We start from the raw sequence: 26,250 nt of genomic DNA, 5'->3' as shown, positions 1-26,250 counted from the left end.
AACTAGCTTGGGCGGCATGGCAGCATCCCCCGCCCTGACCGTCGAGTCGAACGAGGCAGACCGCTTCTCGATCACCGACCTGTGCAACGAATTCGGTGTCACTGCGCGGGCGCTGCGCTTTTATGAGGATGAAGGGCTGATCGCGCCGGAGCGGCGTGGCCTCGCCCGCATCTATTCGCAGCGGGATCGCGCGCGGTTGGCGTGGATCCTGCGCGGCAAGCGCGTCGGGTTCAGCCTGGCCGACATTCGCGAGATGATCGACCTGTACGACATCGGCGACGGCCGGGTCGTGCAGCGGCAGGTGACGATGCAGAAATGCCGTGACCGGATCGCCCTGCTCGAAAACCAGCGCCGCGACATCGACGCCGCGATCGCCGAACTGGGCGACTTCGTGGCGACGATCGCGGCTTTACCCCATCAGAGCGCCCCGCAAGAGGGCGCTGTTCTGGAGAAGGATTGACCCCATGCCTAGCTATATCCCGCCGGTTCGCGACACCCGCTTCATCCTCGACCATGTGCTGAAGATCGGTGACCATGCGGCGTTGCCCGGCTTCGCCAATGCCACGCCCGATACCGTCGAGGCGGTACTGGAAGAGGGCGGCCGCTTCGTCGCAGAGGTATTGTTTCCGCTCAACGCATCCGGCGACCAGCAGGGGTGCACCCGCCACGCCGACGGCAGTGTGACGACGCCGGCGGGGTTCAAGGATGCCTATCGCCAGTTCGTCGAGTCGGGCTGGGGCACGTTGTCGGCGCCGGAGCAGTTCGGCGGGCAGGCGATGCCGCATGTCGTGGCCACCGCGTTCGAGGAATATCTGATTTCCGCCAACATGGCGTTCGCGATGTATCCGGGCCTCACCCACGGCGCGATCGCCGCGTTGCTGGTGAAGGGCAGCCCGGAACAGCAGGCGATGTACGTGCCGAAGATGGTGTCGGGCGAATGGGGCGGCACCATGAACCTGACCGAACCCCAATGCGGCACCGACCTGGGCCTTATCAAGACCCGCGCCGTGCCGAACGACGACGGCTCGTGGGCCATTACCGGGACCAAGATCTTCATCTCGTCGGGCGAACATGACCTCACCGAAAACATCATCCACCTCGTCCTTGCCAAAACGCCAGGGGCGCCGGAAAGCTCGAAGGGGATTTCGCTGTTCGTCGTGCCCAAGTTCCTGGTGAACGACGACGGATCGCTGGGCGCTCGCAACCCGGTCACTTGCGGCTCGATCGAGCATAAGATGGGCATCCACGCCAATTCGACCTGCGTCATGAACTATGACGGGGCGAAGGGGTGGCTGGTCGGCGAGGAGATGAAGGGCCTCGCCGCGATGTTCATCATGATGAACGCTGCGCGTCTCGGCGTCGGCCTGCAGGGGCTGGGCGTGGCGGAGACCGCGTACCAGAATGCGGTGATCTATGCCGGCGACCGGCGGCAGGGGCGGGCGCTGATCGGCGCGAAGGAGCCGGGCGAAAGGGCCGATACGCTGTTCGTCCATCCCGATGTCCGCCGGATGCTGATGGAGGGCAAGACCCTGACCGAGGGGCTGCGCGCGCTGTGCCTGTGGGGCGCTCTGCAGGTCGATCTGGCGCACATGTCGGAGGATGCGGCGGCGCGCGAGCTGGCCGACGACCTCGTGTCGCTGCTGACCCCGGTCATCAAGGGCTACGGCACCGACAAGGGCTATGACGTGGCGACCAATGCGCAGCAGGTCTATGGCGGCCATGGCTACATCGCCGAATGGGGCATGGAGCAATATGTCCGCGATGCCCGGATCGCGATGATCTATGAAGGCACCAACGGCGTGCAGGCGATGGACCTGGTCGGGCGCAAGCTGGCCCAGAATGGCGGCCGGGCGATCCAGCATTTCTTCCGCATCGTGGGCGAGGAGATCGCGACCGCCAAGGGATCGGACGCGACCCGCGATTTCGCCGAGCGGCTGGAGCGGGGGCTGAAGGATCTGCAGGCGGCGACCATGTGGTTCATGGCCAACGGGATGCAGAACCCGAACCATGTCGGGGCGGGCGCGCATTCGTACATGCACATCATGGGCATCGTCGCGACCGGCCTGATGTGGCTGCGGATGCTGACCGCGGCGGAAGCACTGGCGGCGGCGGGCGAGGGCGATCCGGCGTTCATCGAGGGCAAGCGAGTGACCGCGCGCTTCTATGCCGAGCGGATTATCCCCGATGCAAGCGCGCTGCGACGCAAGATTGAGGGCGGGGCGGATTCGGTCATGGCGCTCGACCCGGCGCTGTTCGCGCGCGGGTAATTCATCTCGAAGTACGTACCCCCGCCTGCGCGGGGTACGTCATCGTCGTGACCTGGTCAGCCGTTACTTCTCGCGCTTCTTGCGATGCGTCTCGAGGTCCAGCACTGCCGAATCCGCGCCTTCGGGCAGCAGGCCCAGCCGCCGTGCGACTTCCTGATACGCCTCGACCTCACCGCCCAGGTCGCGGCGGAAGCGATCCTTGTCGAGCTTTTCGTTGGTGGTCATGTCCCACAGGCGGCAACCGTCGGGGCTGATCTCGTCGGCAAGGATGATCCGGCTGAAATCATTGTCCCAGATGCGGCCGAATTCGAGCTTGAAGTCGACCAGCCGGATGTTGATCGCCGCGAACATGCCCGACAGGAAATCGTTCACGCGGATCGCCATGTCGGCCATCTCGTGCAGTTCGTCCTGCGCGGCCCAGCCGAAGCACAGGATATGCTCGTCCGAAACCATCGGATCGCCGAGCGCATCGTCCTTGTAATAATATTCGATGATCGTGCGTGGGAGCTGCTGTCCCTCTTCGATCCCCAGACGCTTGCTGATCGAACCGGCGGCGACGTTGCGCACGACGACCTCGATCGGGACGATCTCGACCTGGCGGATCAGCTGCTCGCGCATGTTCAGGCGGCGGATGAAATGGGTCGGCACGCCGATATTGCCGAGCAGCGTGAAGACATGTTCGGAAATCCGGTTGTTCAACACGCCCTTGCCGTTGATCGTGCCCTTTTTCTGGGCATTGAAGGCGGTGGCGTCATCCTTGAAATACTGGATCAGCGTACCCGGTTCCGGACCCTCATAGAGGATCTTTGCCTTGCCTTCGTAGATCTGGCGGCGGCGAGCCATGCGATTCCCTTCAACGAAACGGCATGGGCCAGAGCTTGCGGGTCCGGCCCCCTGCGGAAAGCCGCCGCATAGCGGAAGGGGCGGCGGTGCGCAATCAGCCCGCGCTCGGCGCCCGCATGGGCCATAGATGCCGGACGCGGCGCCAGAGCAGCACGGCAAGCAGCGCCAGGGCTAACGGCGGGAGGGCAAGGCCGATCAGCGCGAACGCCGTGCTGATCGTCCAGCGTGCCGAGGCGACCGATAAATCGGCGGCGCGGGTGAAGGGCGATGCGGGATCGAATCCGCGGATCGCCTGACCGGAGCGATAGTCGAACACGACGGGCGTCGCCGCCAGTGCGGCGCGCTGTTCGGTAATCGCGGTGGCGGCATCGCGTTCCGATCCGGCGGCGGTGGCGCGTTGCCGTTCCAGTTCGGCGCGGCCTTCGCGGGTCGCGGTGCCGCTGCGCGCATCGATCGCGGCCCGGTCGGCGGCGGCAGCGTCGCGCGCCTGGGCAAGCTGGTCGATCCTGGCGCCTGCGTCCTCGCCGGTGATTTCGGAATCGAGCAGCATCCCGTCGGCGGCCTCGACCCCGCGAATGCTGTTCCGACCGAAGCTGCGGGCGAGGTCGGGGGCGAGCGAGAAGCCCAGCGTCGCCGAAATGTCGTTATCCTCGCTCCGGCTGTAGCGCATTGCGGTGATCCGGCAGCGCGCGATGCCCAGCCGTTCGCACGCGGCGGCATGGGCCTCCTGTACCGCCGCGATCCGGGCGGCAGGCAGGCGGAAACTATAGCGGTAGCTGAACGCAACGCCCGGCGCGGCAGTGACATCGACTCCCGGTGCGGCACTATCGGGCGCATCGCTGGGTGCCTTGCTGCATCCGGCGAGGATCAGCAGGGCCAGAGCAGGGACATGGTATCGCATACGCCACCTTTGCCTTGATTGTGGCGTAAATGTGGCAATTATGGGGCAGGTGGTCAATGGGTTTGGAAACAGCGTGCCATTCGGCCGAAATTCGTCATGTCCTTGCCGTGTCGCTCGATCACCATCGGATTGCTCGACCGGGCAACGACGGTGACGGTCCGCGCAGTCGGACGTCAGGCGTGGGATCGGGAACGGTCGAGCCGGTTCGGGAGGTCCGCCCGCTCCGTTCGACCCAAACCATCGAAATTCAAGACGAAATTCACTTGCCCGACCGCGGCATTCCGTCAAATTTGCAACAGGCTGTCGGAAATGATCGCTAGAACAGTAATATCGTATAATAAAATTGTGTGTCGTCGGATGGTTGGTTAAAGGGACATTAGGGAAGGGCAGCGCCGTCGATCGGACGGCGACAGGGGGCGTGGACCGTGGGTAGAATTCGTACGATCGAGCGTGACAAGCTGTTGGATGCCGCCGAAGCGGTGACCATGGAAAAGGGTCCGGCGGGCCTGACCATCGCGGCGGTGGCCGAAAGGATGGGCATCACCAATGGCGGGGTACAGTACAGCTTTCGCAGCAAGGAATCGCTGATCGCGGCGATGTTCGAACGCTGGCAGCAGGAATATGCCGAGCATATGATCGAGTTGGGCGCGGTGCCCGACGACGAGGCTTCGCGCATCCGTGCTCATCTTGCCTATGGCGCGAACTATGACGATCGGTCGAAGCGCGGCGCGCCGACCCTGCTGGTGTCGCTGCTCAATTCGCCGCAGCACATGGTGCAGGTGCGGCGGTGGTATCGCAACCGCATGGATGCGATCGACGTTTCGACCGACGAGGGCCGCTGGCTGCGCCTTGCCTTCGTGGCGATGGAGGGCGCGTTCCTGATGCGCCTGTTCGGGCTGGTCGATATGGAGGGGGACGAATGGCGCTCGATCGTGGCTGATGTGTGGGCGTTGTGCGATGGAAAACTTCCCTCGGCACCGGTGGAGTCGGGGCGACAGGCCGCCTGATCCCGGTTCGTTCCATTTCGCCCCTCGCGGGGGGCGCTTTCCCCTGCTATCGCAGATGCGATGGCAAGTGATCTGACCGACCCTGTAACGCCGATCGGCGTGTTCGATGCACCGTTCGACAGCGCGCTGTCCGAACGATACCTCGTCTATGCGCTGTCGACGATCACCGCGCGGTCGCTGCCCGATGTCCGCGACGGGTTGAAGCCGGTGCATCGTCGCCTGTTGTGGGCGATGCGGCTGCTAAAGCTCGACCCGGCGTCGGGGTATAAGAAATGCGCGCGCGTCGTGGGCGACGTGATCGGCAAATATCACCCGCATGGCGACCAGTCGGTCTATGACGCGATGGTCCGCCTGGCGCAGGATTTCGCGCTGCGCTATCCGCTGGTCGACGGGCAGGGCAATTTCGGCAATATCGATGGCGATAACGCTGCGGCCTATCGCTATACCGAGGCGCGGCTGACCCAGGTCGCGATCGATCTGATGGCGGGTCTCGACGAGGACGCGACCGATTTCCGCCCGACCTATAACGGCGAGGAGCAGGAGCCGGAGCTGTTCCCCGGCATGTTCCCCAACCTGCTGGCCAATGGCGCCAGCGGCATCGCGGTCGGCATGGCGACGAGCGTGCCGCCGCACAACGCCGCCGAACTGTTCGACGCGGCGATCGTGCTGGTCGATCAGCCGGAGGCCGAAGACGCGGCGGTGCTGGCGCATGTCCGCGGTCCCGACTTTCCGACCGGCGGCATCGTCGTCGATCCGCCCGCCGCGATCCGCGAAGCCTATGCGACCGGACGCGGCGGCTTCCGCGTGCGCGCGCGGCACGAGATCGAGCGGGAGAAGGGCGGCGGCTGGCAGATCGTCATCACCCAGATCCCGTATGGCGTGCAGAAGGGCAAGCTGATCGAGCAGATCGCCGCGCTTATCAACGACAAGAAGCTGCCGATCCTGACCGACGTCCGCGACGAATCGGATGCCGAAATCCGCATCGTCCTCGAACCGCGCAGCCGCACCGTCGACCCGCAGGTGCTGATGGACGGGCTGTTCCGGCTGACCGACCTCGAAACGCGCGTTCCCCTGAACCTGAACGTGCTGGACAAGGACCGAACCCCGCGGGTCATGCCGCTACGCGAGGCGTTGAAGGCGTGGGTCGACCACCAGTTCGTCGTGTTGCGCCGGCGTAGCGAACACCGGCTGGCGAAGATCGCCGACCGGATCGAACTGCTCGACGGCTATCTCGCGGCCTATCTGAACCTCGACCGGGTGATCGCGATCATCCGGACCGAGGACGAGCCGAAACCGGTGCTGATCGCGGAATTCTCGCTGACCGATCGACAGGCCGAAGCCATCCTCAACATGCGGCTGCGTTCGCTACGCAAGCTGGAGGAAATGGAAATCCGCGGCGAGCGGGCGAAGCTGGAAAAGGAGCAGGCCGAACTGACGCTGCTGCTGTCGAGCGACGCACGGCAGCGGACGCGGATGAAGCGCGATCTGACGAAGATGCGCGACCGCTATGGTCACGACACGCCGCTTGGGGCGCGGCGTACCATGGTCGAGGAAGCGGCACCTGCGCGTGAAATTCCGGCGGAGGCGATGATCGAGCGGGAGCCGCTGACTGTCATCCTGTCGCAGCGCGGCTGGGTGCGGGCACTGAAAGGCCATGTCGACCTGGCATCGGCCGATACCGCGCGGTTCAAGGAGGGGGATGGCCCCGCCTTTGCGTTCCACGCCCACACCACCGACAAGCTGCTGCTCGCGACCGATGGCGGACGCTTCTACACGCTGGGGGCCGACAAGCTGCCGGGCGGGCGCGGCTTTGGCGAACCGGTCCGGGCGATGATCGACCTAGACGGGGAGGCGCGGATCGTCGGACTGGCGCGGGCGGCGGCGTCCGAACGGCTGTTGCTGGCGGCGACCGACGGGCGCGGTTTCATGGTGCGGGTCGCCGATGTGCTGGCGGAAACGCGCAAGGGCAAGCAGGTGATGGCACCGCGTCCGGGAGCTAAGATGAAGGTCGTCCGGCCGATCGCAGCCGACGACGATTATGTCGCGTCGATCGGCGACAATCGCAAGCTGGTGCTGTTCCCGCTCGCCGAACTGGCGGAAATGGCGCGCGGGCAGGGGGTGCAGCTGCAACGGTTCCGCGACGGCGGCCTGTCCGATGCGCGGACGTTGCGGTTCGCGGACGGCCTGCACTGGACGATGGGGGGCGAAACCGGGCGAATGCGCACCGAAAGCGACCTGTCGCCATGGCGCGCCGCGCGCGGGGCGGCCGGCCGGATGCCGCCCAACGGTTTTCCGCGCGACAATCGTTTCTGATTGAGCGGCGCCGGTTTCAGAAGCTTTTAACCTCCGTCGGTCATAGCAATTGCAATGGCGTTCGGCAGGCAGATATTCTCGGCGTTCAAGTCGCAGTCTTCCCCGCTCCCCGTGCAGGTGCAGGGGCAGCGGCTGTTGCGCGTCGATGTTCCGCCGATCTGCACCCCGCCCGCCGCCGATCCGCTCGAAGCCGTCCTCGACCTGTTGCCGCTGCCGACGGCCATCGTTTCGGAGAAGGCAGGGCAGGTCGTGTTCGAGTCGGTCAATATCGCCTTTCGTGCCGCCGGATTCACCGGCGTCGATGGCCAGGCGGCGTTGCTGCAGGAAATCGGCGATCAGATGCTGGCGTTTCTGCTGTCCGGCGATACCCGGCGACGGCTGGCGCTGCAGCTGGGCGATGCGGTCGATAGTCGCCATTATGACGTGACGCTTGCCCGGCGGCAGGAATCGATCGGAATCCCGCGCTGCATGATGTCGCTGGTCGACCAGACGCCGGAACAGCGCACTGAAACCAGCCTGCGTCGCGAAATGAATACCGATTCGCTGACGGGCCTGCCGAATCGCACCGGCTTCGGCGATCTGGTCGAGGAACAGGTCGCGGATGGCGACCGTGCGCGCTATGCGGTGCTGGCGATCAACCTCGACCGGTTCAGCCGAGTCAACGCCTGCATGGGGTCGCTTTCGGGTGACGAACTGCTGATTTCGGTCGCCCGCCGGTTGAAGGGCGTGTTGCGCAGTTGCGACGTGCTGGCCCGGACGGGCGGCGACGAATTCGCGGTACTGCTTGGCCTGCGCGACGGGGCCGACGATGCGTTGCAGGCAGCGACGCGGTTGCAACAGGCCCTGGTCCAGCCGTTTCAGCTGTCCGATTTCAATATCCGCGTTGAATGTTCGATCGGCATCGCACTGGGCGAGGATGCCGAGGCGGAGGCGGAGGACGTCATCCGCCACGCGCAGTTCGCGGTGAGGCGATCGAAACGCACCGGCCAGACCGAGGTCTATCGCCCGCACCTGTTCGACATCGTACGCAGCCAGTTCTCGATCGAGACCCGGCTGCGTCATGCATTGGAGGATGGACAGCTCCATCTGGCGTTCCAGCCTATCTGCGACCTGTCCAACGGCCGGATCAGCAGTTTCGAGGCACTCGCGCGGTGGCGCACGCCGGACGGAGAGAATATCTCACCGGTCGATTTCATCCCGGTTGCCGAGGAATCCGGCCTGATCGTGCCGCTTGGTCGCTGGGCAATGGAAGAGGCGGGGCGGACGCTGGAACGGTGGGATCGTATGGCCGGCGGCGATTGCGGCGCGCGGATGGCGGTCAACCTGTCGGCGGTGCAGTTGCAGCGCGACAATGTCGAGGCGATGTTCGCCGAGATGCTGGCGCAGCATGGCCTTTCGGGCGATCGCTTCACCATCGAACTGACCGAAAGCGCGTTCGTGGTCGATCCGGATCGGACGCTGTGTACGATGCTGGCGCTGAAGGACATGGGCGCGCAGATCGCGATGGACGATTTCGGCACCGGTTATTCCAACCTCGCCTATCTGCAGAAACTGCCGATCGACAAGCTGAAGATCGATCGCAGCTTCATCACCGGAATGCTCGCCGATCGGGACAAGGTGGCGATCGTCCGTGCGATATTGAGCCTTGCCCAGGCGCTGGGCCTGCGCACGACGGCGGAGGGGATCGAGACGCAGGAGCTGGAACATACGCTGGTCGCGCTCGGCTGCGCCTTTGGCCAGGGATATTTCTACTCGAGTCCGATCGACGCCGACGCGGCCTACGCCTTGCTGGTCGCGCGCAACGCCTGAGCCACCACGTCGTCGGCGATCGCCGCCGTTCGTTCCGCATCGGGAAAGCCCTCGGCGATCCACCTGTCCTCGACCTGTCGCAGCGCGCGCGCCACATCGGGGCCACGCGCAAGGCCGCGTTCGACCAGCGCACCGCCCGACAGCGGCAGGCTGGGCCGCGTCCAGCCGGCGACGGTCGCCGCCGCCGCCGGATCGCCGCCCAGCAGCAGCCGGTCGATCGCGCCCTCAATGCCAAGGCGATAGCCGAGTGCCAGCGGGCTACCCGTCGCATCGCCGAGCGCGACGCCGACCCGCTTGCGCTGGGCATTGGACAATTTCAGCCGGGCGGTGACCCCTTCCGCGTTGCCGGCGTCGAGCAGTGCGGCGAGGCGGCGGATCGGGTCCGGCGCGATGGCCGCCGCCGTTTCCCCGTCGACCAGCGCGGCGAGGCGATCGATGCCGGCGGCGTCGAACTCCGGCAGGACCGGCTGCCATATGGCATGATCGATCATAAGCCGCAGGACGCCGATGGCGTCGCGCGCGACCAGAAGCTTTAGCAGTTCGTCGGCGATCCGCTCGCGCGACAGCGCCATCAGGTCGTTGGCCCGTGCGACGCACGCCGCCAGCCCCGCTTCGTCCGGCGCGTTGCCGAACCGTGCCAGGAAGCGGAAGAAGCGCAGGATACGCAGATGATCCTCGGCGATACGGCGCAGCGGATCACCGATGAAGCGGATGCGGCCGGCGCGCAGGTCGGTGATCCCGCCGAAATGGTCGTACAGCCGGTGGCTGGCCATATCGGCATACAGCGCGTTCATCGTGAAATCGCGGCGTGCCGCATCCGCCTGCCAATCGTCGGTGAACGCGACCTCGGCATGGCGGCCATCGGTGGCGACATCCCGGCGCAGCGTTGTCACCTCGACCACCGTGCCTTCGGCGACCGCGGTGACCGTGCCATGCGCGATGCCGGTCGGCACCGCCTTGATCCCCGCCGCCTGCAACCGGCGGACGACCTCCTGCGGGGGGTGGATCGTCGCGACGTCGATGTCGGCGACGGGAATGCCGAGCAACGTGTCGCGTACCGCTCCGCCGACATAGCGTGCGGCCCCCGCGTCGGCGCCCAGCGCCTCGGCGAGCCGGTCGAGGCCGGGCCGCGTCATCCAGTCGGCGGGGGGAAGAGTGGCAGGTTCGGTCACGGCCATGTAAGTCTTTGCGCCAGATTGACGATCATCGCGGCGGTCGCACCCCAGATGCGCCGTTCGCCAAAGATCAGTTCGTAAAATTGTCGCTCCCGCCCGTCGTGCCACCGGCTGCCACGCCCGTGGTTCGCAGGGTCAAGCAGGAAGGCAAGCGGCACTTCGAAGATCGCATCGACCTCCCGCGGATGGGGGGTCAGCGGCAGGTCGGCGGGCACGGTCGCCAGGACCGGCGTCACTTCGAACCCGGTCACCGTGTGATAGCGGTCGAGCGTCGCCACGACCTCTGCCGTGTCACCAGGCAGCGCGATCTCCTCGGCCGCCTCGCGCAGCGCCGCGCCGACTGGCCCGGTATCCTGCGCGTCGATGCTGCCGCCGGGAAACGCCACCTGCCCCGCATGGGTGCGCAGGTCACCGGTCCGCTGGGTCAGCAATACACCCGGTTCCGTCCGATCGGTCACCGCGATCAGCACCGCCGCCGGACGCCATCCCGTCGCGGGCATCGGTGCCTCGCCGTTCAGGTCCCCCACCAGCAACGGTCCGGCGGGGGCCGCGAGCCGCGCCCGCAACCGCTCCGCCAGCGTCATGCCGGCTCGAACGGGAAGAACGCGCCCTCGCTCCACAATCCGCGCCGCCCATCCGGCCCGGCGACCAGCTGTTCGACCAGTTCGTAGAAGACCGTCCGTGCAATCAGCGCATCCATGCCGCCCCGGACCCGCAGATAGGGGCGGGGGGTATCCACCGTCCCCTCGATCCGGATCGGATGGTCGGCATCGGCCACCGCCATTTCATCGGTATTGAGGCGAAAGGCGATGCGGCCCTGATCGCCGTCACCCGACAGCTTCGCCTCGACCGCGACGAACGGTGCGTCATCGACCGCGATCGACAGCTTTTCGACCGGGGTCACCAGCACGTGCGAGCCGTCAGGTTCGCGCCGCAGGATCGTTGCGAACAGCCGGACCATCTCTGCATGCGCGATCGGGCTGCCTTGGTGAAACCAGCTGCCATCGGCGGCGATCCGCATCTCGCTGTCGCCGCAATGGGTCGGGTTCCAGCGCTCGACGGGCGGCAACTTCGCCTCGGCGGCAAGGCGCGCCACCTCGGCAAGCGACAGTGAAGCGAAATCGGCAGGAGGCTGCATGGGCATGGAAATCCGTTAGCTCGCTCTGCCCGCCTGCGACAAGGGGTTCAGGCCGCCAGCGCGATCCGGGGGGCGAGAATGCCCGACCGCAGCGGCACCGTCCCACGCGACAGCAGCCGCGCCTGGTCATAGGGACCGGGCAGCCGCCACCCGCCGGTCCGCTCGGCGGTGAAGCCGAAGCGCTGATAATAGGGCGCATCGCCGACCAGCATCAGCGGTGCGTCGTCGCCCGCCGTCGCGATCGCCCGCTGCATCAGCGCGTGGCCGATCCCCAATCCCTGCCTGTCGGGTGCGACCGCCACCGGGCCGACCATGACCAGCGGCAACACCCGGCCATCGTCGCCATCGAGTTGCACCGGCCAGCACTGGATACAGCCGATCAACCGATCGTCCTCGACCCGCGCAAAGCTAAGCGCGTCGATCACCGATAGCCCGGCTCGCACGCGATAGGCCGTTCGTCCGCGCCGCTCGGGACCGAACGCGGCGTCGAGCAATGCCTCGACATCGGCGACGGGAACGGTGGCCAGGGGCAACAGGTCGGGCAATATTCGGTCCATTCGACAAACGGATGCTGGACGCGCCTGTACCGTCGCATCGGCCGGGCACAAGCGAAGATTACCGGGCGGCTTACGCGCTCGCGCCCTTCTGCTATCGCGCGCATATTCCCACATGATGACAGGTGCCGCTTGCGCGATTCGCTTCAGCTTGAAGTCCATGATGTCGAAGTGAATGTCCTGACCGGCATTTATTCCGAGGAAACCCATCTGCCGCAGCCGCTGCGCATTTCGATGACGGTCGACCTCGATTGCCCCGAACGCTTCACGCCCGATACGCCGCTGTCGGCATCGAAAAGCTATATGGACTTGAAGGAAGCGGCTACCACGTCACTGCCGCAAGGGGTCCATTTTACCCTGATCGAAGGTGTTGCCGACCATATCGTCGACACGCTGTTCCTGTCCGATCCGCGCGTGCAACGGGTGAAGATCCGCATCGTGAAGCTGGCCATCGCCGAAGCGGGCGAATCGATCGGCGTCACCATGGTCCGGCATCGGCGGTGAGCCGCCCGCTGGCGCTGATCACTGGCAGCTTCCGGCGGCTGGGCGGCCATATCGCCGTGCGGCTGGCACAGGCCGGCCATGATGTCGCCCTCCATGCATCGCATCCGGGCGAGCCGGAGACAGGGGTCGTCGCGGCGATCGCGGCGGCGGGGGCGAAACATTACGTGTTCGCAGCCGATCTGGCCGATGGTGAGGCGGCCGGCGGGCTGATCGCGGCGGTATCAGCGCGGTTCGGACGGCGGGTCGACCTGCTGGTTAACAATGCGTCCTGTTTTCGAGCGGACGATGCAAGCTATCCGACGGTCGATTCACTGGCCGCGCATTTCGCGGTGAATGCCGCCGCGCCGTTCGTGCTGGCAACCGCGCTGGCCGAACAGGGGGGAAGTGCGGTGGTCAACATCCTCGACCAGCGTATCGCCCACCCTCATCGCGACCAGCTTGCCTATACCTTGTCGAAACAGGCGTTGGGGGAGGCGACGCGGACGCTTGCGCTGGCCCTGGCGCCGCGCGTCCGGGTCAATGGCGTCGCTCCGGGGCTGACGCTGGCGACCGACGACTACAGCCCCGAACAGGTCGAGCGGCTTGCGGCGCTGATGCCGCTCGACCGGCTGCCGACGGTCGATCAGGTTGCCGACGCGGTCCTGTTCTTGGCTCGGGCCGGCGCCTCGACCGGGCAGATACTCTATGTCGATGGCGGGGCCGGGCTGGTCTGGTTCGAACGGGATTTCGTCCATCTGGCGCGCTGAAGGCGGGGTCAGCCGTCCCGACCGTCGTCGCAGCGACCGAGCGATTCGCGAACGAACGCGAAATCGTCGCGGGCGATCGCGGCATTGTCGGCGTCCTGCGACTGCAGGCTCGTCTCGGGCAGCGTCGCGGGCAAGCCGCAGGCCAGTCGATACCATGCCAGCGTATCGGGCTTGGGCGCGCCGCCCGCTTCATCGATGATGTCGCCCAGCGACAAGGCCCAGCGGCGCTGCTCCCCCGGACGGCGCAGGATCAGGAGCGACACCGGCGCGCCATTGGTCGTCTGCAGGAAAATCTGCGTCTCGCCCTCGCCGGGCAGGGTGCCGGGGACGTGAAAGGCGTTGCCGATGCCGGTGATCGCGGGCGGCGCGTCGGGGGCGATGACGTCGCGCACCACGTCGCGCACCCGCTGGTCCAGCGTGGGTGCCCAGGCGAACTGTGCGTCGGGCGTGACCAATTGTACCTGATCGGGACGCCCAGCCACCGCGCGGGCAAAGGCGACGACACGCTGCCGCTTCAGGTTGGGCGCACGGCCGCGCGGGTCGAACGGCACGTCGACCAGGTAACCGATCCTGGCGGGCAGGGGGCCGTTCGCCCGAATCAGCGCGCCGACATCGGCCGTGACGTAGAACCGGACATGGCCGGCGGCGAGGCCGGGCGCCTCGTCAGGTGCGATCCGGGCGACCGAGCGAATCGTCGCGTCCAGCACGATGTCGCTGTCCAGCGCGAGCCGGGCGAGGCGGGCATAGGCGATCGGGGTCGAATCGGCGGTAGCGGTAACAGAAACCGGCCCGCCCTGACCGGCCAGAACCGGCGAACATGCGACTATGCAAAGCGATATTGCTGCGGTAGCGAGCGGAGTGCGTTTCATGCACTCGCTCTTACCCCCCGGAAAACCGTGGTTACAGACTTATTTCGGTCATGGGGCGATTGTACGAATGTTTCGTCCGACAAAGCGTTTGCGTCGTTTAAAAGGCCGCGATAGACAATCGCGGTCCGGAATGCCGCGTAGCCCCGGACACGCGGTCGTTGCGTGCCGGTTTTCGCCGGACGGATCGATCCAATGTACCGGGCTAGAGGAGTTTGGTTGCTGAATGGCTTACGCTGACCAAAAAGCAGGTAGTGGCCGGATCGTCGCGCTGATCATCGTGGGGTTGCTCCACGTGCTGATCGGGTATGCGTTCATTTCCGGCCTTGCCTATAAATATGTGAAGAAGGCGGTCGAAGACACCGAGACATTCGACGTCGAGGAACCGCCGCCCCCGCCCGAGGAGATTCCTCCTCCCCCGCCACCGCCCGAGCAGCCGCAGCCGCAGTCGCCGCCGCCGGTCGTGACGCCGCCGCCGATCGTTCGCACGCAGGCCCCGCCGCCTGTGGTGATGCAGTCGGTGACGACGCCGCCGCCGACCTATGCGCCGATTCCGACCGCCGGCCCGCCCGCACCGCCGGCTCCGGTCGCGCCTCCCGCGCCGCCGGCGCCCGTGGTCAGCAAGGCCGCGGGGGCAAAGGGCGATCCTGCGCAGTGGATCACCAACGACGACTATCCGCCCAGCGCGCTGAACAGCGGCGACGAAGGCGTGACGGCAATCGCTTGGGACATCAACACGCAGGGTCGTGTCGAAAACTGCCGCGTGACGTCATCGTCCGGTTCGGCTGCGCTTGATCGCGCTGCCTGCTCCGCGATCACTCGTCGCGGCCGGTACAGCCCGGCGCTCGATCAGGCCGGCAATGCGATCCGGTCGAGTTCGTCGCGTCGCGTTCGCTGGCAGCTGCCGGCAGATCGGTAAGACCGGGTACCTCGCGACTTCCGGGTCGCGGGGCCGTCCGGGGCAATATTCTTCCAGAACATATCAGCTCTAAGGAAACTATTCGATGCTCACCCCCATCCTTGCCGCCGGTGCGCCCGCCGGGGCTCCGAACTTCGGCTTCTACGAGGCACTGCAGCAGGGCGGCGCGATCGCGATCAGCACGCTGGTCATTCTCGTCATCATGTCGGTCGGCTCGTTCTACATCCTGTTCACCAAGCTGTTCGAACAGCAGAAGATCATGAACCAGGCGAAGCGCGTCCGTGCCTCGTTCTGGCAGTCGAACTCGCTCCGTGAAGGCGCTGCCAAGCTCGACAAGAACTCGGCCTATCGTCAGATCGTCGACGACGGCCTCGCCGCACAGGAACAGCATGGCAAGCTGACCGATCCGGTCGAAGCGCATGACTGGCTCCACGGTTCGCTCGCCCGTTCGGAATCGGCGATCAACTCGAAGCTGAACAGCGGCCTGCCGTTCCTAGCGACCGTCGGCGCTACCTCGCCGTTCGTCGGTCTGTTCGGTACCGTGGTCGGCATCTACCGCGCGCTGGTGAAGATCGGTGCCGCCGGTCAGGCCGCCATCGGTGACGTCGCCGGTCCGGTCGGTGAAGCGCTCATCATGACCGCCATCGGTCTGGTCGTCGCGGTTCCCGCCGTGCTTGCCTACAACTGGCTGCAGAGCCGCAACAAGTCGATCCAGAAGGACCTGTCGTCGTTCTCGAACGACGTGCTGGGCTATCTCGCGTCGAACGGCGCGGTTCGTCCGACCATCGCCGCTCGTGGCCCGGCCCCGGTTGCCAAGCCGGCAGTCGGCAGCACCACCGCCGGTCAGGCCGGTGGCGTGCCGACCGCACCGCGCGCCTGATCTGACGGCGCACTACCGCCGGGTCCGTGATCGGGTCCGGCGGTTCGATTGAGTAGAAGTGGATAGGATAGCCTCATGGCGATGAGTGTTGGCGACGGCGGCGATGAAGCCCCCCTCTCGGACATCAATACCACGCCGCTCGTTGACGTCATGCTCGTGCTGCTGATCATCTTCCTGATCGCGGTTCCGGTCGTGGTCCAGCAGGTGAGCGGCCTAAAGGTCCCGAAGGTCGTGTTCGAACCGACGACGACCAAGCCGGAAAACGTCTCGTTGTCGGTGCAGGGCCTCGATGGCCAGTGCGCGGTATATTGGGGTCTGACTCGGGTAACGGCAGACGAACTGCGCACCCGCGCGGTCAAGAAGCTGGAAGACGAAGTCGCCCGCCAGGGTGGCATCGGCAACCCGAACCTCGAATTGCCGGAAGTGCATATTCGCGGCGACGTGAACACGCCGTATCGTTGCATCGGCGGCACGATCTACACGATGCAGTCGGCCGGGTTCACCAAGGTCGGGTTCATTTCCGAACCGGACCCGAACACCACGCCGCGCACGCGTCAATAGGAGTAGCCTGACATGGCAATGAGTGGCGGCGGTCGCGCAGACGACGAACCGATGATGGACATGAACACGACGCCGTTGATCGACGTGCTGCTCGTGCTGCTGATCATGTTCATCATCACCATTCCGATCCAGAGCCACGCGGTGAAGGTCGACCTTCCGCAGCCAGACAATCGGCCGCAGAACAACATCGACCCGCAGAAGAACAAGATCTCGATCAACGCACAGGGCCAGACCTTCTGGAACGGCTCGCCGGTCGATGAGGTCACGCTGACCCAGTATCTGGATCAGACCGTGGCGATGAGCCCGCAGCCGGAACTTCACTTCCAGCCCGACGCGACTGCGCGGTATGAAGTGGTCGACGGGGTGCTGGCGATCGTCAAGCGCGCCAATGTGACGAAGCTCGGCTTCGTCGGTAACGAGCAGTATCGCGGCGACTTCTGACCCGCGATTTGCCCGGCCGGAACAACGGCGATCAGGGGCGGCCTTCGGGTCGCCCTTTTTTGTGTCTGAAGCCGGTCAGATCGCTTGTGCAACCGTCTTTAAAATGAAACATTGATGTCATCACGATGTAACAAACAGGAGATGATGTCATGCGAATCGGAACCGTTGCACTGCTTGGCTCGGCGCTGGCGGTGATGGGGATCGCCTCCAGCGCGAACGCCCAGGATGCACAATATGCCCATGCCGCGATTACGGCCGGCAACCTGTCTTCCGCTGGACGCACGCTGGAGCGCGAGACCCGTGCCGGAAGCCGCGAGCCGGAAGTTCTTCTCAATCTTGCCGCCGTCTATGTGATGACGCAGCGGCCGGCCGAAGCGCGGGACCTGTATGAGCGTGTACTGGATAGCAAGAATGCGTCGCTGCTCATGTCGTCGTCGCAGGTCGCCAACTCCCACGACGTCGCGCGTCGCGGATTGCGTTTGCTCGAGCAACCCGGCGCGCTGCAGTTGACTGCTCGCTGATCCGACTTCCCGATCGATCCGGTATGGCCATCGACGGCGTCCGGATCTGTCGGGTTTAGTCCAGTTCCCCGCATTTCCAAGCTGACGTGCCCGTGACGAGAGGTCGTCTGATCGACCACGCCGGCGTGTTCGTTACTTCGGGCGATCCGGATACGATTCGATAGCGCAATCCGGTTGCTTGCCAACCGAATCCCGGATTAGGCTTTGGCAGGGCGCAACTACGAACGTCGTTCTGCCGCTACCTAAAGCCCCGCTGGTGTTCGGTTAGGACCTCAAAGTCGGCTGACACATGTCGGATCGACGAGCTGCCGTCAGTTTCGCGTTACCTCAGCTCAAAGGAGCGGGCCGGGTTGGGGGCATTGGCGCCTGGCGTGCGTTGTGGGCGGAATCATCCCCAGTCCCAGTCCACGCGGCGAATACGCTGTGGTGGCACTGTTTGATGGAAGGTCGACGGAAGCTCGCCAGCGATTGGGTTCTCAGGGAAACGAGTGCCTTGAAGCGGCATGTCCAGTTCCGGGCAGTTGAATTTTGGCCGGGGTAGCAGTGGAAGCGCTCAACAAGACGGGTTCGCGTTGGTGCGGTTGGTGACGACCCTCGCCAACGAAGCAGCCAGGAACAGTCGTGCCCCTTCTGCTGTAACGTAACCGGCTACGCGGCAATTCTGCCGGTACGGCATCCACCGCACAGGGTGCCGTTATGTGCGGAACAGCCAACCGCCCCGCTCTCCTTCGTCCGCAGGATCGGCGTTCCGGTTATTTGCATCTGTGGTAGATCGAACCGGGAACGGGCGGCTGACAGCATAGTGTCCCGAGGCCGTGTCGTTGCAGATGGCTTCGTGCCGTTAGCAGGCGCGTTGCGCGCGCCGGACCGGACCTTGCGATCATGACTTAGGACGCCGAACCCAGAACTGCCCTTCGGCCAAGGTCCCCGCGCTACAGATTTACCGCCATTGCCGAGCATGCACGCACACGCACCGAAAGACTGGCGCGGCAGCCTGACAGTCTGGTCCGATGGCCGGTACGTCATGAAGCATCGACGTACCGGCCCGTATCGCCGGTCAGCGTACGGTCAGGGTCGTAGCCTTCAACTGCGTCGAACTGTTGCCGGCGCTGATGGTAAAGGTACCGGGTTCGACGACCCGGTGCATCTCGACGTTCCAGAAGGCGAGATCGCTCGGCTTCAGGTCGAACGTCACCGTCCGGCGTTCGCCGGGCTGCAACGTCACGCGCTGGAAATGCTTCAGTTCGAGGACCGGGCGGGTCACCGTCGCTTCGTCGTCGCGGACATAGAGCTGGACGACCTCGTCACCGGTGCGGCGGCCGGCGTTGGCGACGTCGACCGACACGCGAACGGTTTCGTCGCGGCCGATCGTGCCCTTGGCAAGACGCGGTGCGCCTATGGTAAAGCTGGTGTAGGACAGGCCGTAGCCGAACGGATAGAGCGGTGCCGTGCTGTCGAAAAGGTAACCGCGCCGCGACGTCGGCTTGTGATTGTAGAAGATCGGCAGCTGGCCCTCGCTGCGCGGCACCGATACCGGCAGCTTGCCGCCCGGATAGGCGCGGCCCAGTACGACATCGGCGACGGCATGGCCGGTTTCCTGACCAAGATACCAGCCCTCCAGAATTGCCGGTGCGGTCGCGTCGATATAGGTCGCCGCCAGCGGACCGCCGTTCAACAGCACGACGACCACCGGCTTGCCGGTCGCGAACAGGCGGCGCGCCAGTTCGTTCTGTTCGCCGATCAGGTCGAGCTTCTGTCGGTCGCCCAGATGGTTGTCGGCCCAAGCCTCGCGGCTCAGCTGTTCGTTCTGGCCCAGCACCAGCAGGATCGTGTCGGCCTGCGCCGCCTTGCGCACGGCTTCCTCGATCAGCGGAGCGTTTTCGGCTGCCGGGACCAGTTCCACCTTGTCGGCGGCCCATTGGCGGCTGCGGGTCAGGCGGACACCTTCGGCATAGTCGACCGAGAACCGGCCGTGTGCGGCCTGTTGCATCCCCTCCAGCACGCTGACGACATGCTTGGGCACGTCCGAATAGCCGCCGATCGGGGTGTCGCGGGCGTGCGTGCCGACGACCAGCATCTTGCCGACCCTGGACGGATCGAGCGGCAGCAGGTTGTTCTGGTTCTTGAGCAGCACCATCGATCGCACGGCAGCTTCGCGGGCCAGGGCGATCGCGTCCGGCGTCGCGGTCTTCGCTTCGGCGGTGCGGGCGTCGACATAGGGGTTTTCGAACAGCCCCATCTGGAATTTCATGGTCAGGATGCGGCGGACGGCGTTGTCGACCTGTGCCTGCGGCACCTGGCCCGACTTCACCATCTGCGCGAGGGTCGACCAGCCTTCCGCATCGGGCAGCTCCATATCGACCCCGGCGTCTAGCGCGCGGCGGCCGGCAGCGGCCATGTCGTTGCCGTACAGCTTGTGGCGGGTGTTGAGTTCTCTGATCGCGAAATAGTCGCTGACGACCGATCCCTTATAGCCCCATTCGCGGCGCAATACGTCGTCGAGCAGCCATTTGTTCGCATGGCTTGGGATGCCGTCGATTTCGTTATACGATGCCATCACCGCCTGGACCGGCAGTTCCTTCACCGCACGCTCGAACGGCGGAAAGAAATTCTCGCGCAGGGTGCGTTCGGAGATGTTGGCCGGGCCGACATTGGTGCCGTTTTCCGGCTGCCCATGGCCGGTCATGTGCTTGAGCGTGACCATGACTTTGTTGGCGCCAAGCGGCAGGGTCGTGCCCTGGAATCCACGGATCGCGGCAAGGCCCATTTCGCCGACCAGATAGGGGTCCTCGCCATAGGTTTCCTCGATCCGGCCCCAGCGCGGGTCGCGGGCGACGTCGACGACGGGGGCCAGCGCCAGATTGGCACCGCGCGCCCGCATTTCGCGCGCCGCCACGCCGAAGACACGCTCGACCAAGGCCGGGTCCCATGACGAGGCGAGCGCGATCGATTGCGGGAAGCTGGTCGCGCCGCGCGCGACATAGCCGTGCAGCGCCTCTTCATGCATGATCATCGGGATGCCGAGCCGGGTCTTCTCCACCGCCCAACGCTGTGCGGCGTTGATATAGTCGGCGGTTTCCTGTGCGGTGCGGTTGACCGCGTCCGCGGCGACACCGGCGGCGTTGTTGCTGACGGTCACCCCGCGCTTGTCCGATGGGCGGGTGATCTGGCCGAGCCCGTTGGGAAAGGCGCGACTGGCCTTGGCCGCCGAAAAATTACCCTGAGCGTCCTGGATATCGCCCTTCTTTTCCCAGACGCCAATCATCTGGGCGACCTTTTCCTCCAGCGTCATGCGCCGCAGCAGATCCTCGACCCGCGCCGGAACCGGTTGCGACGCGTCTTTGTACAGCATCTTTTCGGCAGCAGTCGGACGGGCAGGGCGCGATTGTGCGATGACGGTACCGGTGGCGGCAGTCGCCAGCAGGCAGGCGAGCGCAAGGCGAACGGGCTTGGACGCTAGGGTCACGATCTCTCTCCCATGACATTCGGCGTCCGGCAGCGCCGTCACCGTAATTGGTAGCGCTATCAGCTATCGGGCTGACCGCGATGCGTCAACCGATCGTCGCGATTTGCAATCGGCGTTGCCGCGCCATAATCAGCATTGCGAAGGAGCCACCGTTTTTCATGGATAAACCTAGTCGCCGCAGTGGTGGTAGCGTCACGATACAGGACGTCGCGCGAACTGCCGGCGTTTCAGCGATGACCGTATCCCGAGTCGTCAATGGCGGCGCCAATGTCCGCCAGTCGACGCGCGAGGCGGTGTCGGCGGCGATCGAGCAGCTGAACTATTCGCCCAACAGTGCCGCGCGCAGCCTCGCGGCCGGAGAAGCGGCGCAGATCGGCCTGCTCTATGCCAATCCTTCGATGGCGTATCTGTCGCACTTCCTGATCGGTGCGCTGGAAGGGGCGCGCAAGGTGGGTTGCCACCTGGTGCTGGAGCCGTGCGACGGCGACAGCCCGGAGGCGCAGGCAGAGGGTGCGCGGCGCTTCGCCTCGACGCCGGTGCAGGGGGTCATCCTGCCTCCGCCGCTGTCGGATGCTCCGTTGGTGCAGGACGAACTGGACGCGGCGGGGACGCCATCGGTGGCGGTGGCGGTCGGCATGGCGCAGCCGGGGCGAGCGTCGGTGCGAATCGACGATTTCGCGGCGGCCAAGGCGATGACCGAGCATTTGATCGGCCTTGGCCACCGTCGCATCGGCTTCGTTCGCGGCAATCCGAACAACGGGGCAAGCGGGGAGCGCTGGCGCGGCTTCGTCGCTGCGATCGAAGCGGCCGGCTTGCCGGTCGCGGCGATGCCAGTCGAACAGGGCCTGTTCACCTATCGATCGGGTATCGATGCGGCGGAAAGGCTGATCGATCGGTCCGACCGGCCAACCGCGATCTTTGCCAGCAATGACGATATGGCGGCAGCGGCGATCAGTGTGGCGCATCGGCGCGGATTGCACGTGTCGCAGGATGTCAGCATCGTCGGGTTCGACGATACCTCGCTGGCGACCACGACATGGCCGGAAATCACCACCATCCGTCAGCCGATTGCAGCGATGGCAGAGGCGGCGGTGGAGATGCTGCTCGCCCAAATACGTGACCGGCGCGCGGGCATCGACGATGGCGAAAACGAGGACCGGGTGCTGGAACACGAATTGGTCGTGCGCGAATCCTCGGGGCCTGCACCGCATTGATTCGGACAGGTGGGTGCCGTTGACCGTAATCCATGCGACAGTTTGATCGCGACGCTTGCAATTATCATAATTATTCGCCACCGTTACCGCTAACACGTCGTCCAGTACGGCAGTGAGCTTGGGAGTGGATGGGGATGACAGAGGCGGGCGGGGAGCGCGTGAATATCGCGCTTGTCATCGCCATCGTCGCGGTGGCGACGATCGGCGGTTTGCTGTTCGGATATGACAGCGGTGCGGTGAACGGGACCCAGGAGGGCCTGAAGACCGCATTCGGCCTGAGCGAAGCTGGGCTGGGCTTTACGGTCGGCTCGCTGCTGATCGGGTGTTTCGTCGGTGCGTTTCTGGCCGGCAAGCTGGCCGATGCGATGGGCCGCCGCAAGGTGATGATGCTGGCGGCGGTGCTGTTCCTGATCGGTGCGCTGGTCCAGGGGTTCAGCCATGTCCAGCTGCTATTCGTCGTCGCGCGGTTCATGGGCGGCATGGCGGTCGGCGCGGCGTCGGTATTGTCGCCCGCCTATATCTCCGAAGTCGCGCCTGCGAACATTCGTGGGCGGATGACCACGATCCAGCAGATCATGATCATCACCGGCCTGACCGCCGCGTTCGTCGTGAACTATTACCTTGCCGCAGCGGCCGGTGCTTCCACCTCGATCTGGTGGGGCGGGTATGAAGCGTGGCGCTGGATGTACTGGATGCAGGCCATTCCGGCCGCCGTGTTCCTGGTTGCGCTGCTCTTCATTCCTGAGAGCCCGCGCTATCTCGTGCAGAAGGGGCGGCTCGACGAGGCGCGCATCGTGTTGACCCGGTTATTCGGACCTGCCGCCGCCGCGATCAAGATCCGCGACATCGAGGCATCGTTCAGCAAGGACCATCGTCCGGCACTGCGCGACATTCTTGATCCGGTGAAGGGCGGCATTCGTCCGATCGTGTGGGCCGGGCTGGTGCTGGCGGTGTTCCAGCAGCTGGTCGGCATCAACGTTATTTTCTATTACGGTGCGACGTTGTGGCAGCTGGCCGGTTTCACCGAAGATCAGTCGCTGCAGATCAACATCCTGTCGGGTGTCGTGTCGATCGCGGCGTGCTTCGTGACCATTGCGCTGGTCGACAAGATCGGGCGTAAGCCGCTGTTGCTGATCGGATCGGCCGGCATGGCGGTGACGCTGTGGGCGCTGGTCTATTGCTTCCACAACGGCACGCTGGATGCGGCGGGCAAGCTGCAGCTGTCGGCTGAACTCGGCACGCTCGCGTTGTGGGCGGCGAACCTCTACGTCGTATTTTTCAATGTCAGCTGGGGCCCGATCATGTGGGTCATGCTGGGCGAGATGTTCCCGAACCAGATGCGCGGATCGGCGCTGGCGATCTGCGGCTTTGCTCAGTGGTTCGCCAATTACCTGATCGCGCAGAGCTTCCCGGTGATGGCTGCCGGGCTAGGCCTGACGATCACTTACAGCTTCTATGGTGCCTGCGCGGTCATCAGCTTCTTCCTCGTCCAGAAGTTCATTCATGAGACGAAGGGCAAGGAGCTGGAGGACATGCAGGGCTGACCTTGCCCCCGCCCGTTTCACGACGGGCGGGGCTTTTTCTTCATGATCGAGTGGACAAGATGACCCGCACTCCCGCCCGCCCGTTTCGTTCGCGCGAATGGTTTGCCGCGCCCGGCCGTCTCGACATGGCCGCGCTCTATCTCGAACGGTTCATGAACTATGGCATCACGCCCAAGGAACTGACCAGCGGGCGTCCGATCATCGGCATCGCCCAGTCGGGATCGGACTTGACGCCGTGCAACCGCATCCACCTGGAAACGGTCAAGCGCGTGAAGGCGGGGATCGAGGCGGCGGGCGGAATTCCGATGGAATTTCCAACCCATCCGATCTTCGAGAATTGCCGGCGGCCGACCGCGGCGATCGACCGGAACCTCGCCTATCTGGGGCTGGTCGAGATATTGAACGGCTACCCCATCGATGCGGTGGTGCTGACCACCGGTTGCGACAAGACGACGCCCTCGGCGCTGATGGCGGCGTCGACGGTCGATATTCCGGCCATCGTGCTGTCGGGCGGGCCGATGCTCGATGGCTGGCACGACGGCGATCTGGTCGGGTCGGGCACGGTGATCTGGCGGTCGCGGCGCAAGCTGGCGGCGGGCGAGATCACCGAGGAAGAGTTTCTGGAGGCGGCGACCGCTTCGGCGCCATCGGCCGGACATTGCAACACCATGGGCACCGCATCGACCATGAACGCGATTGCCGAGGGGCTGGGCATGTCGCTGCCGGGCTGCGCGGCGATCCCGGCAGCGTATCGTGAGCGAGGGCAGATTGCCTATGAGACCGGCAGGCGCATCGTCGAGATGGCGTATGACGACCTGCGACCGTCGAAGATTCTGACGCGCCAGTCGTTCCTGAACGCCATCGCGCTGATCACCGCGATCGGCGGATCGTCGAACGCGCACCCGCATCTGCACGCGATGGCGCGCCACGCCGATGTCGAACTCAAGCCGTCCGACTGGATGGACTATGGGTATGAACTGCCGCTGCTGGTCGATGTGCAGCCGGCCGGACGGTTCCTTGGCGAACGGTTCCACCGTGCTGGCGGCGTGCCGGCGGTGCTGAGCGAGCTGATTGCGGTGGGCAAGGTCGATGGGAGCGTCGCCACCGTCACCGGCAAGACTCTGGGCGAAAATGTCGCCAACCGCGTCGCGACGGATCGTGAGGTCATCCGGCCGTACGATCAGCCGCTGAAGGACCAGGCCGGCTTTCTGGTGCTGTCGGGCAATCTGTTCGACGTCGCGATCATGAAGACCAGCGTGATCGGTCCCGACTTCCGGACACGCTACCTGTCGCAGCCGGGCAACGAAGGCTGTTTCGAAGGGCGCGCGATCGTGTTCGACGGGTCGGACGATTATCACCACCGCATCGACGATCCGGCGCTCGACATCGACGAGAATTGCATCCTCGTCATTCGCGGCGCGGGTGTGATCGGCTGGCCCGGATCGGCCGAAGTCACCAACATGCAGCCGCCCGTGGCGCTTCTACAGCGGGGGATTCAGAGCCTGCCGACGATCGGCGACGGGCGGCAGTCGGGGACGTCGGACAGCCCGTCGATCCTGAACGCGTCACCCGAAAGCGCGGTCGGCGGAGGGCTGGCATGGCTGCGCACTGGCGACATGATTCGCATCGACCTGAACCATGGTCGCTGCGACATGCTGGTGGACGACGCGGAAATCGCACGGCGCAAGGGAGAGGGCATCCCGCCGGTCCCGGCCAGCCAGACGCCGTGGGAAGAAATCTATCGTGAGAAGGTCGGCCAGCTGGGTGACGGCGGCGTCCTCGATCTCGCGCTCAAATATCGCCGGACGTCGGAAACGACGCCGCGCCACAATCACTAAGGGGTGGTGGACATGAAGACCGAACATGCCGCGCGGATGCTGCCGGCGGATCACGACAAGGCGCTGCTGGTCGGCCGGATGCAACTGGCCGACGGCCCGACACCGGTCGTGCTGAAGGGCGGCAAGGTCATCGACGTGTCGGCCCATGCTGCCACCGTCGCCGACCTGCTGGAACGCAGCGATGTGGCGACGCTCGATGGTCCGGTCGTCTGCGCCGTGGCGGCGCTGGCCGATCCGGCGGGCGAGCATCCGCCGATCCTGTCGCCGATCGACCTGCAATGCGTGAAGGCGGCAGGCGTGACCTTTGCCGTGTCTGCGCTGGAACGCGTGATCGAGGAACGCGCACGTGGCGATGCCGATGCGGCACAGGGCATTCGCGGCGACCTCGAAGCGCGCATCGGTGGTGGCATTCGTTCGGTGAAGCCCGGTTCGAACGAAGCGGCCGAGCTGAAGGCCGCGCTGATCGAGGCGGGAATGTGGTCGCAATATCTGGAGGTCGCGATCGGCCCCGATGCGGAAATCTTCACCAAATCGCCTGTGCTGTCGACGGTGGGCTGGGGCGCGGACGTCGGCGTGCGGTCCGATTCGACGTGGAACAACCCGGAGCCGGAGGTGGTGCTGCTGGTCGATGCCCAGGGCAAGGCAGTGGGCGCGACATTAGGCAACGACGTCAACCTGCGCGATTTCGAAGGGCGATCGGCACTGCTGCTGGGCAAGGCGAAGGACAATAACGCGTCCTGTTC

At 65.3% G+C, this 26,250-nt stretch carries 23 protein-coding genes and 1 pseudogene; 16 read left to right on the top strand and 8 right to left on the bottom strand.

The genetic code is table 11. The features are described 5' to 3' along the window. Nucleotides 1-16 precede the first annotated feature (16 nt). Nucleotides 17-460 (top strand): MerR family DNA-binding transcriptional regulator, encoded by a 444-nt coding sequence (locus tag QZ755_RS10930; RefSeq protein ID WP_294322727.1) that lies wholly within the window; start codon nucleotides 17-19, stop codon nucleotides 458-460. A 4-nt stretch (nucleotides 461-464) separates the two neighbouring features. Further along, nucleotides 465-2,267 (top strand): acyl-CoA dehydrogenase C-terminal domain-containing protein, encoded by a 1,803-nt coding sequence (locus tag QZ755_RS10925; protein ID WP_294322726.1) that lies wholly within the window; start codon nucleotides 465-467, stop codon nucleotides 2,265-2,267. A 63-nt stretch (nucleotides 2,268-2,330) separates the two neighbouring features. Here the strand turns inward: QZ755_RS10925 and purC are convergent, their stop codons facing one another. Together purC and QZ755_RS10915 are read right to left on the bottom strand one after the other, a co-directional pair. Further along, complete coding sequence (purC, locus tag QZ755_RS10920; RefSeq protein WP_055755990.1) at nucleotides 2,331-3,110, bottom strand: phosphoribosylaminoimidazolesuccinocarboxamide synthase; 780 nt, start codon at nucleotides 3,108-3,110, stop codon at nucleotides 2,331-2,333. A gap of 94 nt (nucleotides 3,111-3,204) precedes the next feature. Then, the gene (locus QZ755_RS10915) at nucleotides 3,205-4,011 is read right to left on the bottom strand and encodes a hypothetical protein (RefSeq protein WP_294322723.1); all 807 of its coding nucleotides are present in this window, start codon (nucleotides 4,009-4,011) and stop codon (nucleotides 3,205-3,207) included. A 425-nt stretch (nucleotides 4,012-4,436) separates the two neighbouring features. Here QZ755_RS10915 and QZ755_RS10910 point away from each other — a divergent pair, with 425 nt between their 5' ends. The 3 genes from QZ755_RS10910 to QZ755_RS10900 are packed head-to-tail and all read left to right on the top strand — an operon-like array spanning nucleotide 4,437 to nucleotide 9,140. After that, entirely contained in the window at nucleotides 4,437-5,018 is a 582-nt protein-coding gene (locus QZ755_RS10910) for a TetR/AcrR family transcriptional regulator (RefSeq protein ID WP_294322721.1), read from the top strand. Nucleotides 5,019-5,078: 60 nt separating this feature from the next. Beyond that, nucleotides 5,079-7,331 carry a DNA topoisomerase IV subunit A gene (gene parC, locus QZ755_RS10905; RefSeq protein ID WP_294322720.1) on the top strand — a complete coding sequence of 751 codons (2,253 nt, stop codon included), beginning with the start codon at nucleotides 5,079-5,081 and terminating at the stop codon, nucleotides 7,329-7,331. Nucleotides 7,332-7,385: 54 nt separating this feature from the next. Then, nucleotides 7,386-9,140 carry an EAL domain-containing protein gene (locus tag QZ755_RS10900; protein ID WP_294322718.1) on the top strand — a complete coding sequence of 585 codons (1,755 nt, stop codon included), beginning with the start codon at nucleotides 7,386-7,388 and terminating at the stop codon, nucleotides 9,138-9,140. On the opposite strand, the gene QZ755_RS10895 is transcribed toward QZ755_RS10900, so the two are convergent. The 4 genes from QZ755_RS10895 to QZ755_RS10880 are packed head-to-tail and all read right to left on the bottom strand — an operon-like array spanning nucleotide 9,110 to nucleotide 12,010. Further along, nucleotides 9,110-10,276 (bottom strand): CCA tRNA nucleotidyltransferase, encoded by a 1,167-nt coding sequence (locus QZ755_RS10895; RefSeq protein ID WP_294322776.1) that lies wholly within the window; start codon nucleotides 10,274-10,276, stop codon nucleotides 9,110-9,112. The two genes, QZ755_RS10900 and QZ755_RS10895, sit on opposite strands and share 31 nt — an antisense overlap. A 32-nt stretch (nucleotides 10,277-10,308) precedes the next feature. Beyond that, nucleotides 10,309-10,899: a CoA pyrophosphatase gene (locus QZ755_RS10890; protein WP_294322716.1), complete on the bottom strand. Its 591-nt coding sequence runs from the start codon at nucleotides 10,897-10,899 to the stop codon at nucleotides 10,309-10,311. Further along, entirely contained in the window at nucleotides 10,896-11,459 is a 564-nt protein-coding gene (locus QZ755_RS10885; RefSeq protein ID WP_294322714.1) for a DUF1285 domain-containing protein, read from the bottom strand. Before QZ755_RS10885 ends, QZ755_RS10890 begins: the two co-directional genes overlap by 4 nt. A gap of 41 nt (nucleotides 11,460-11,500) precedes the next feature. Continuing rightward, entirely contained in the window at nucleotides 11,501-12,010 is a 510-nt protein-coding gene (locus QZ755_RS10880) for an N-acetyltransferase (RefSeq protein WP_294322712.1), read from the bottom strand. 129 nt (nucleotides 12,011-12,139) lie between these two features. On the opposite strand from QZ755_RS10880, the gene QZ755_RS10875 reads away from it, so the two are divergent. Next, complete coding sequence (locus tag QZ755_RS10875; RefSeq protein ID WP_055784047.1) at nucleotides 12,140-12,511, top strand: dihydroneopterin aldolase; 372 nt, start codon at nucleotides 12,140-12,142, stop codon at nucleotides 12,509-12,511. Further along, nucleotides 12,508-13,257, top strand: a complete 750-nt coding sequence (locus tag QZ755_RS10870) for an SDR family oxidoreductase (RefSeq protein WP_294322709.1) — start codon at nucleotides 12,508-12,510, stop codon at nucleotides 13,255-13,257. Before QZ755_RS10875 ends, QZ755_RS10870 begins: the two co-directional genes overlap by 4 nt. Nucleotides 13,258-13,265: 8 nt before the next feature. Here QZ755_RS10870 and QZ755_RS10865 read toward each other — a convergent pair whose 3' ends face one another. After that, nucleotides 13,266-14,126 (bottom strand): hypothetical protein, encoded by an 861-nt coding sequence (locus QZ755_RS10865; RefSeq protein WP_294322707.1) that lies wholly within the window; start codon nucleotides 14,124-14,126, stop codon nucleotides 13,266-13,268. 223 nt (nucleotides 14,127-14,349) lie between these two features. On the opposite strand from QZ755_RS10865, the gene QZ755_RS10860 reads away from it, so the two are divergent. From QZ755_RS10860 to QZ755_RS10840, 5 genes are all read left to right on the top strand, one after another. Beyond that, nucleotides 14,350-15,042: an energy transducer TonB gene (locus tag QZ755_RS10860; protein WP_294322705.1), complete on the top strand. Its 693-nt coding sequence runs from the start codon at nucleotides 14,350-14,352 to the stop codon at nucleotides 15,040-15,042. An 85-nt stretch (nucleotides 15,043-15,127) separates the two neighbouring features. Continuing rightward, nucleotides 15,128-15,922 (top strand): MotA/TolQ/ExbB proton channel family protein, encoded by a 795-nt coding sequence (locus QZ755_RS10855; protein ID WP_294322703.1) that lies wholly within the window; start codon nucleotides 15,128-15,130, stop codon nucleotides 15,920-15,922. Between the two features lie 75 nt (nucleotides 15,923-15,997). After that, nucleotides 15,998-16,483, top strand: coding sequence for a biopolymer transporter ExbD (locus QZ755_RS10850; RefSeq protein WP_294322701.1), 486 nt, complete (start codon nucleotides 15,998-16,000; stop codon nucleotides 16,481-16,483). A 12-nt stretch (nucleotides 16,484-16,495) separates the two neighbouring features. After that, nucleotides 16,496-16,924: a biopolymer transporter ExbD gene (locus QZ755_RS10845; RefSeq protein ID WP_294322699.1), complete on the top strand. Its 429-nt coding sequence runs from the start codon at nucleotides 16,496-16,498 to the stop codon at nucleotides 16,922-16,924. Nucleotides 16,925-17,073: 149 nt separating this feature from the next. Then, entirely contained in the window at nucleotides 17,074-17,445 is a 372-nt protein-coding gene (locus tag QZ755_RS10840; RefSeq protein ID WP_294322698.1) for a tetratricopeptide repeat protein, read from the top strand. 1,057 nt (nucleotides 17,446-18,502) lie between these two features. Here QZ755_RS10840 and QZ755_RS10835 read toward each other — a convergent pair. Then, nucleotides 18,503-20,911 (bottom strand): glycoside hydrolase family 3 N-terminal domain-containing protein, encoded by a 2,409-nt coding sequence (locus QZ755_RS10835; protein ID WP_366509174.1) that lies wholly within the window; start codon nucleotides 20,909-20,911, stop codon nucleotides 18,503-18,505. A 158-nt stretch (nucleotides 20,912-21,069) separates the two neighbouring features. On the opposite strand from QZ755_RS10835, the gene QZ755_RS10830 reads away from it, so the two are divergent. From QZ755_RS10830 to QZ755_RS10815, 4 genes and pseudogenes are all read left to right on the top strand, one after another. After that, nucleotides 21,070-22,125 carry a LacI family DNA-binding transcriptional regulator gene (locus QZ755_RS10830; protein WP_294322697.1) on the top strand — a complete coding sequence of 352 codons (1,056 nt, stop codon included), beginning with the start codon at nucleotides 21,070-21,072 and terminating at the stop codon, nucleotides 22,123-22,125. A 134-nt stretch (nucleotides 22,126-22,259) separates the two neighbouring features. Then, on the top strand, nucleotides 22,260-23,669 hold the full coding sequence (locus tag QZ755_RS10825) for a sugar porter family MFS transporter (protein ID WP_294322771.1): 1,410 nt from the start codon (nucleotides 22,260-22,262) through the stop codon (nucleotides 23,667-23,669). 59 nt (nucleotides 23,670-23,728) lie between these two features. Then, nucleotides 23,729-25,507, top strand: coding sequence for an IlvD/Edd family dehydratase (locus tag QZ755_RS10820; protein WP_294322695.1), 1,779 nt, complete (start codon nucleotides 23,729-23,731; stop codon nucleotides 25,505-25,507). Between the two features lie 12 nt (nucleotides 25,508-25,519). Next, a pseudogene (locus QZ755_RS10815) lies at nucleotides 25,520-26,250 on the top strand (fumarylacetoacetate hydrolase); the annotation flags it as partial.

It is taken from the genome of uncultured Sphingomonas sp., assembly GCF_913776855.1.
Classification (GTDB): domain Bacteria; phylum Pseudomonadota; class Alphaproteobacteria; order Sphingomonadales; family Sphingomonadaceae; genus Sphingomonas.
This window is presented reverse-complemented; position numbering and strand designations above follow the sequence as displayed.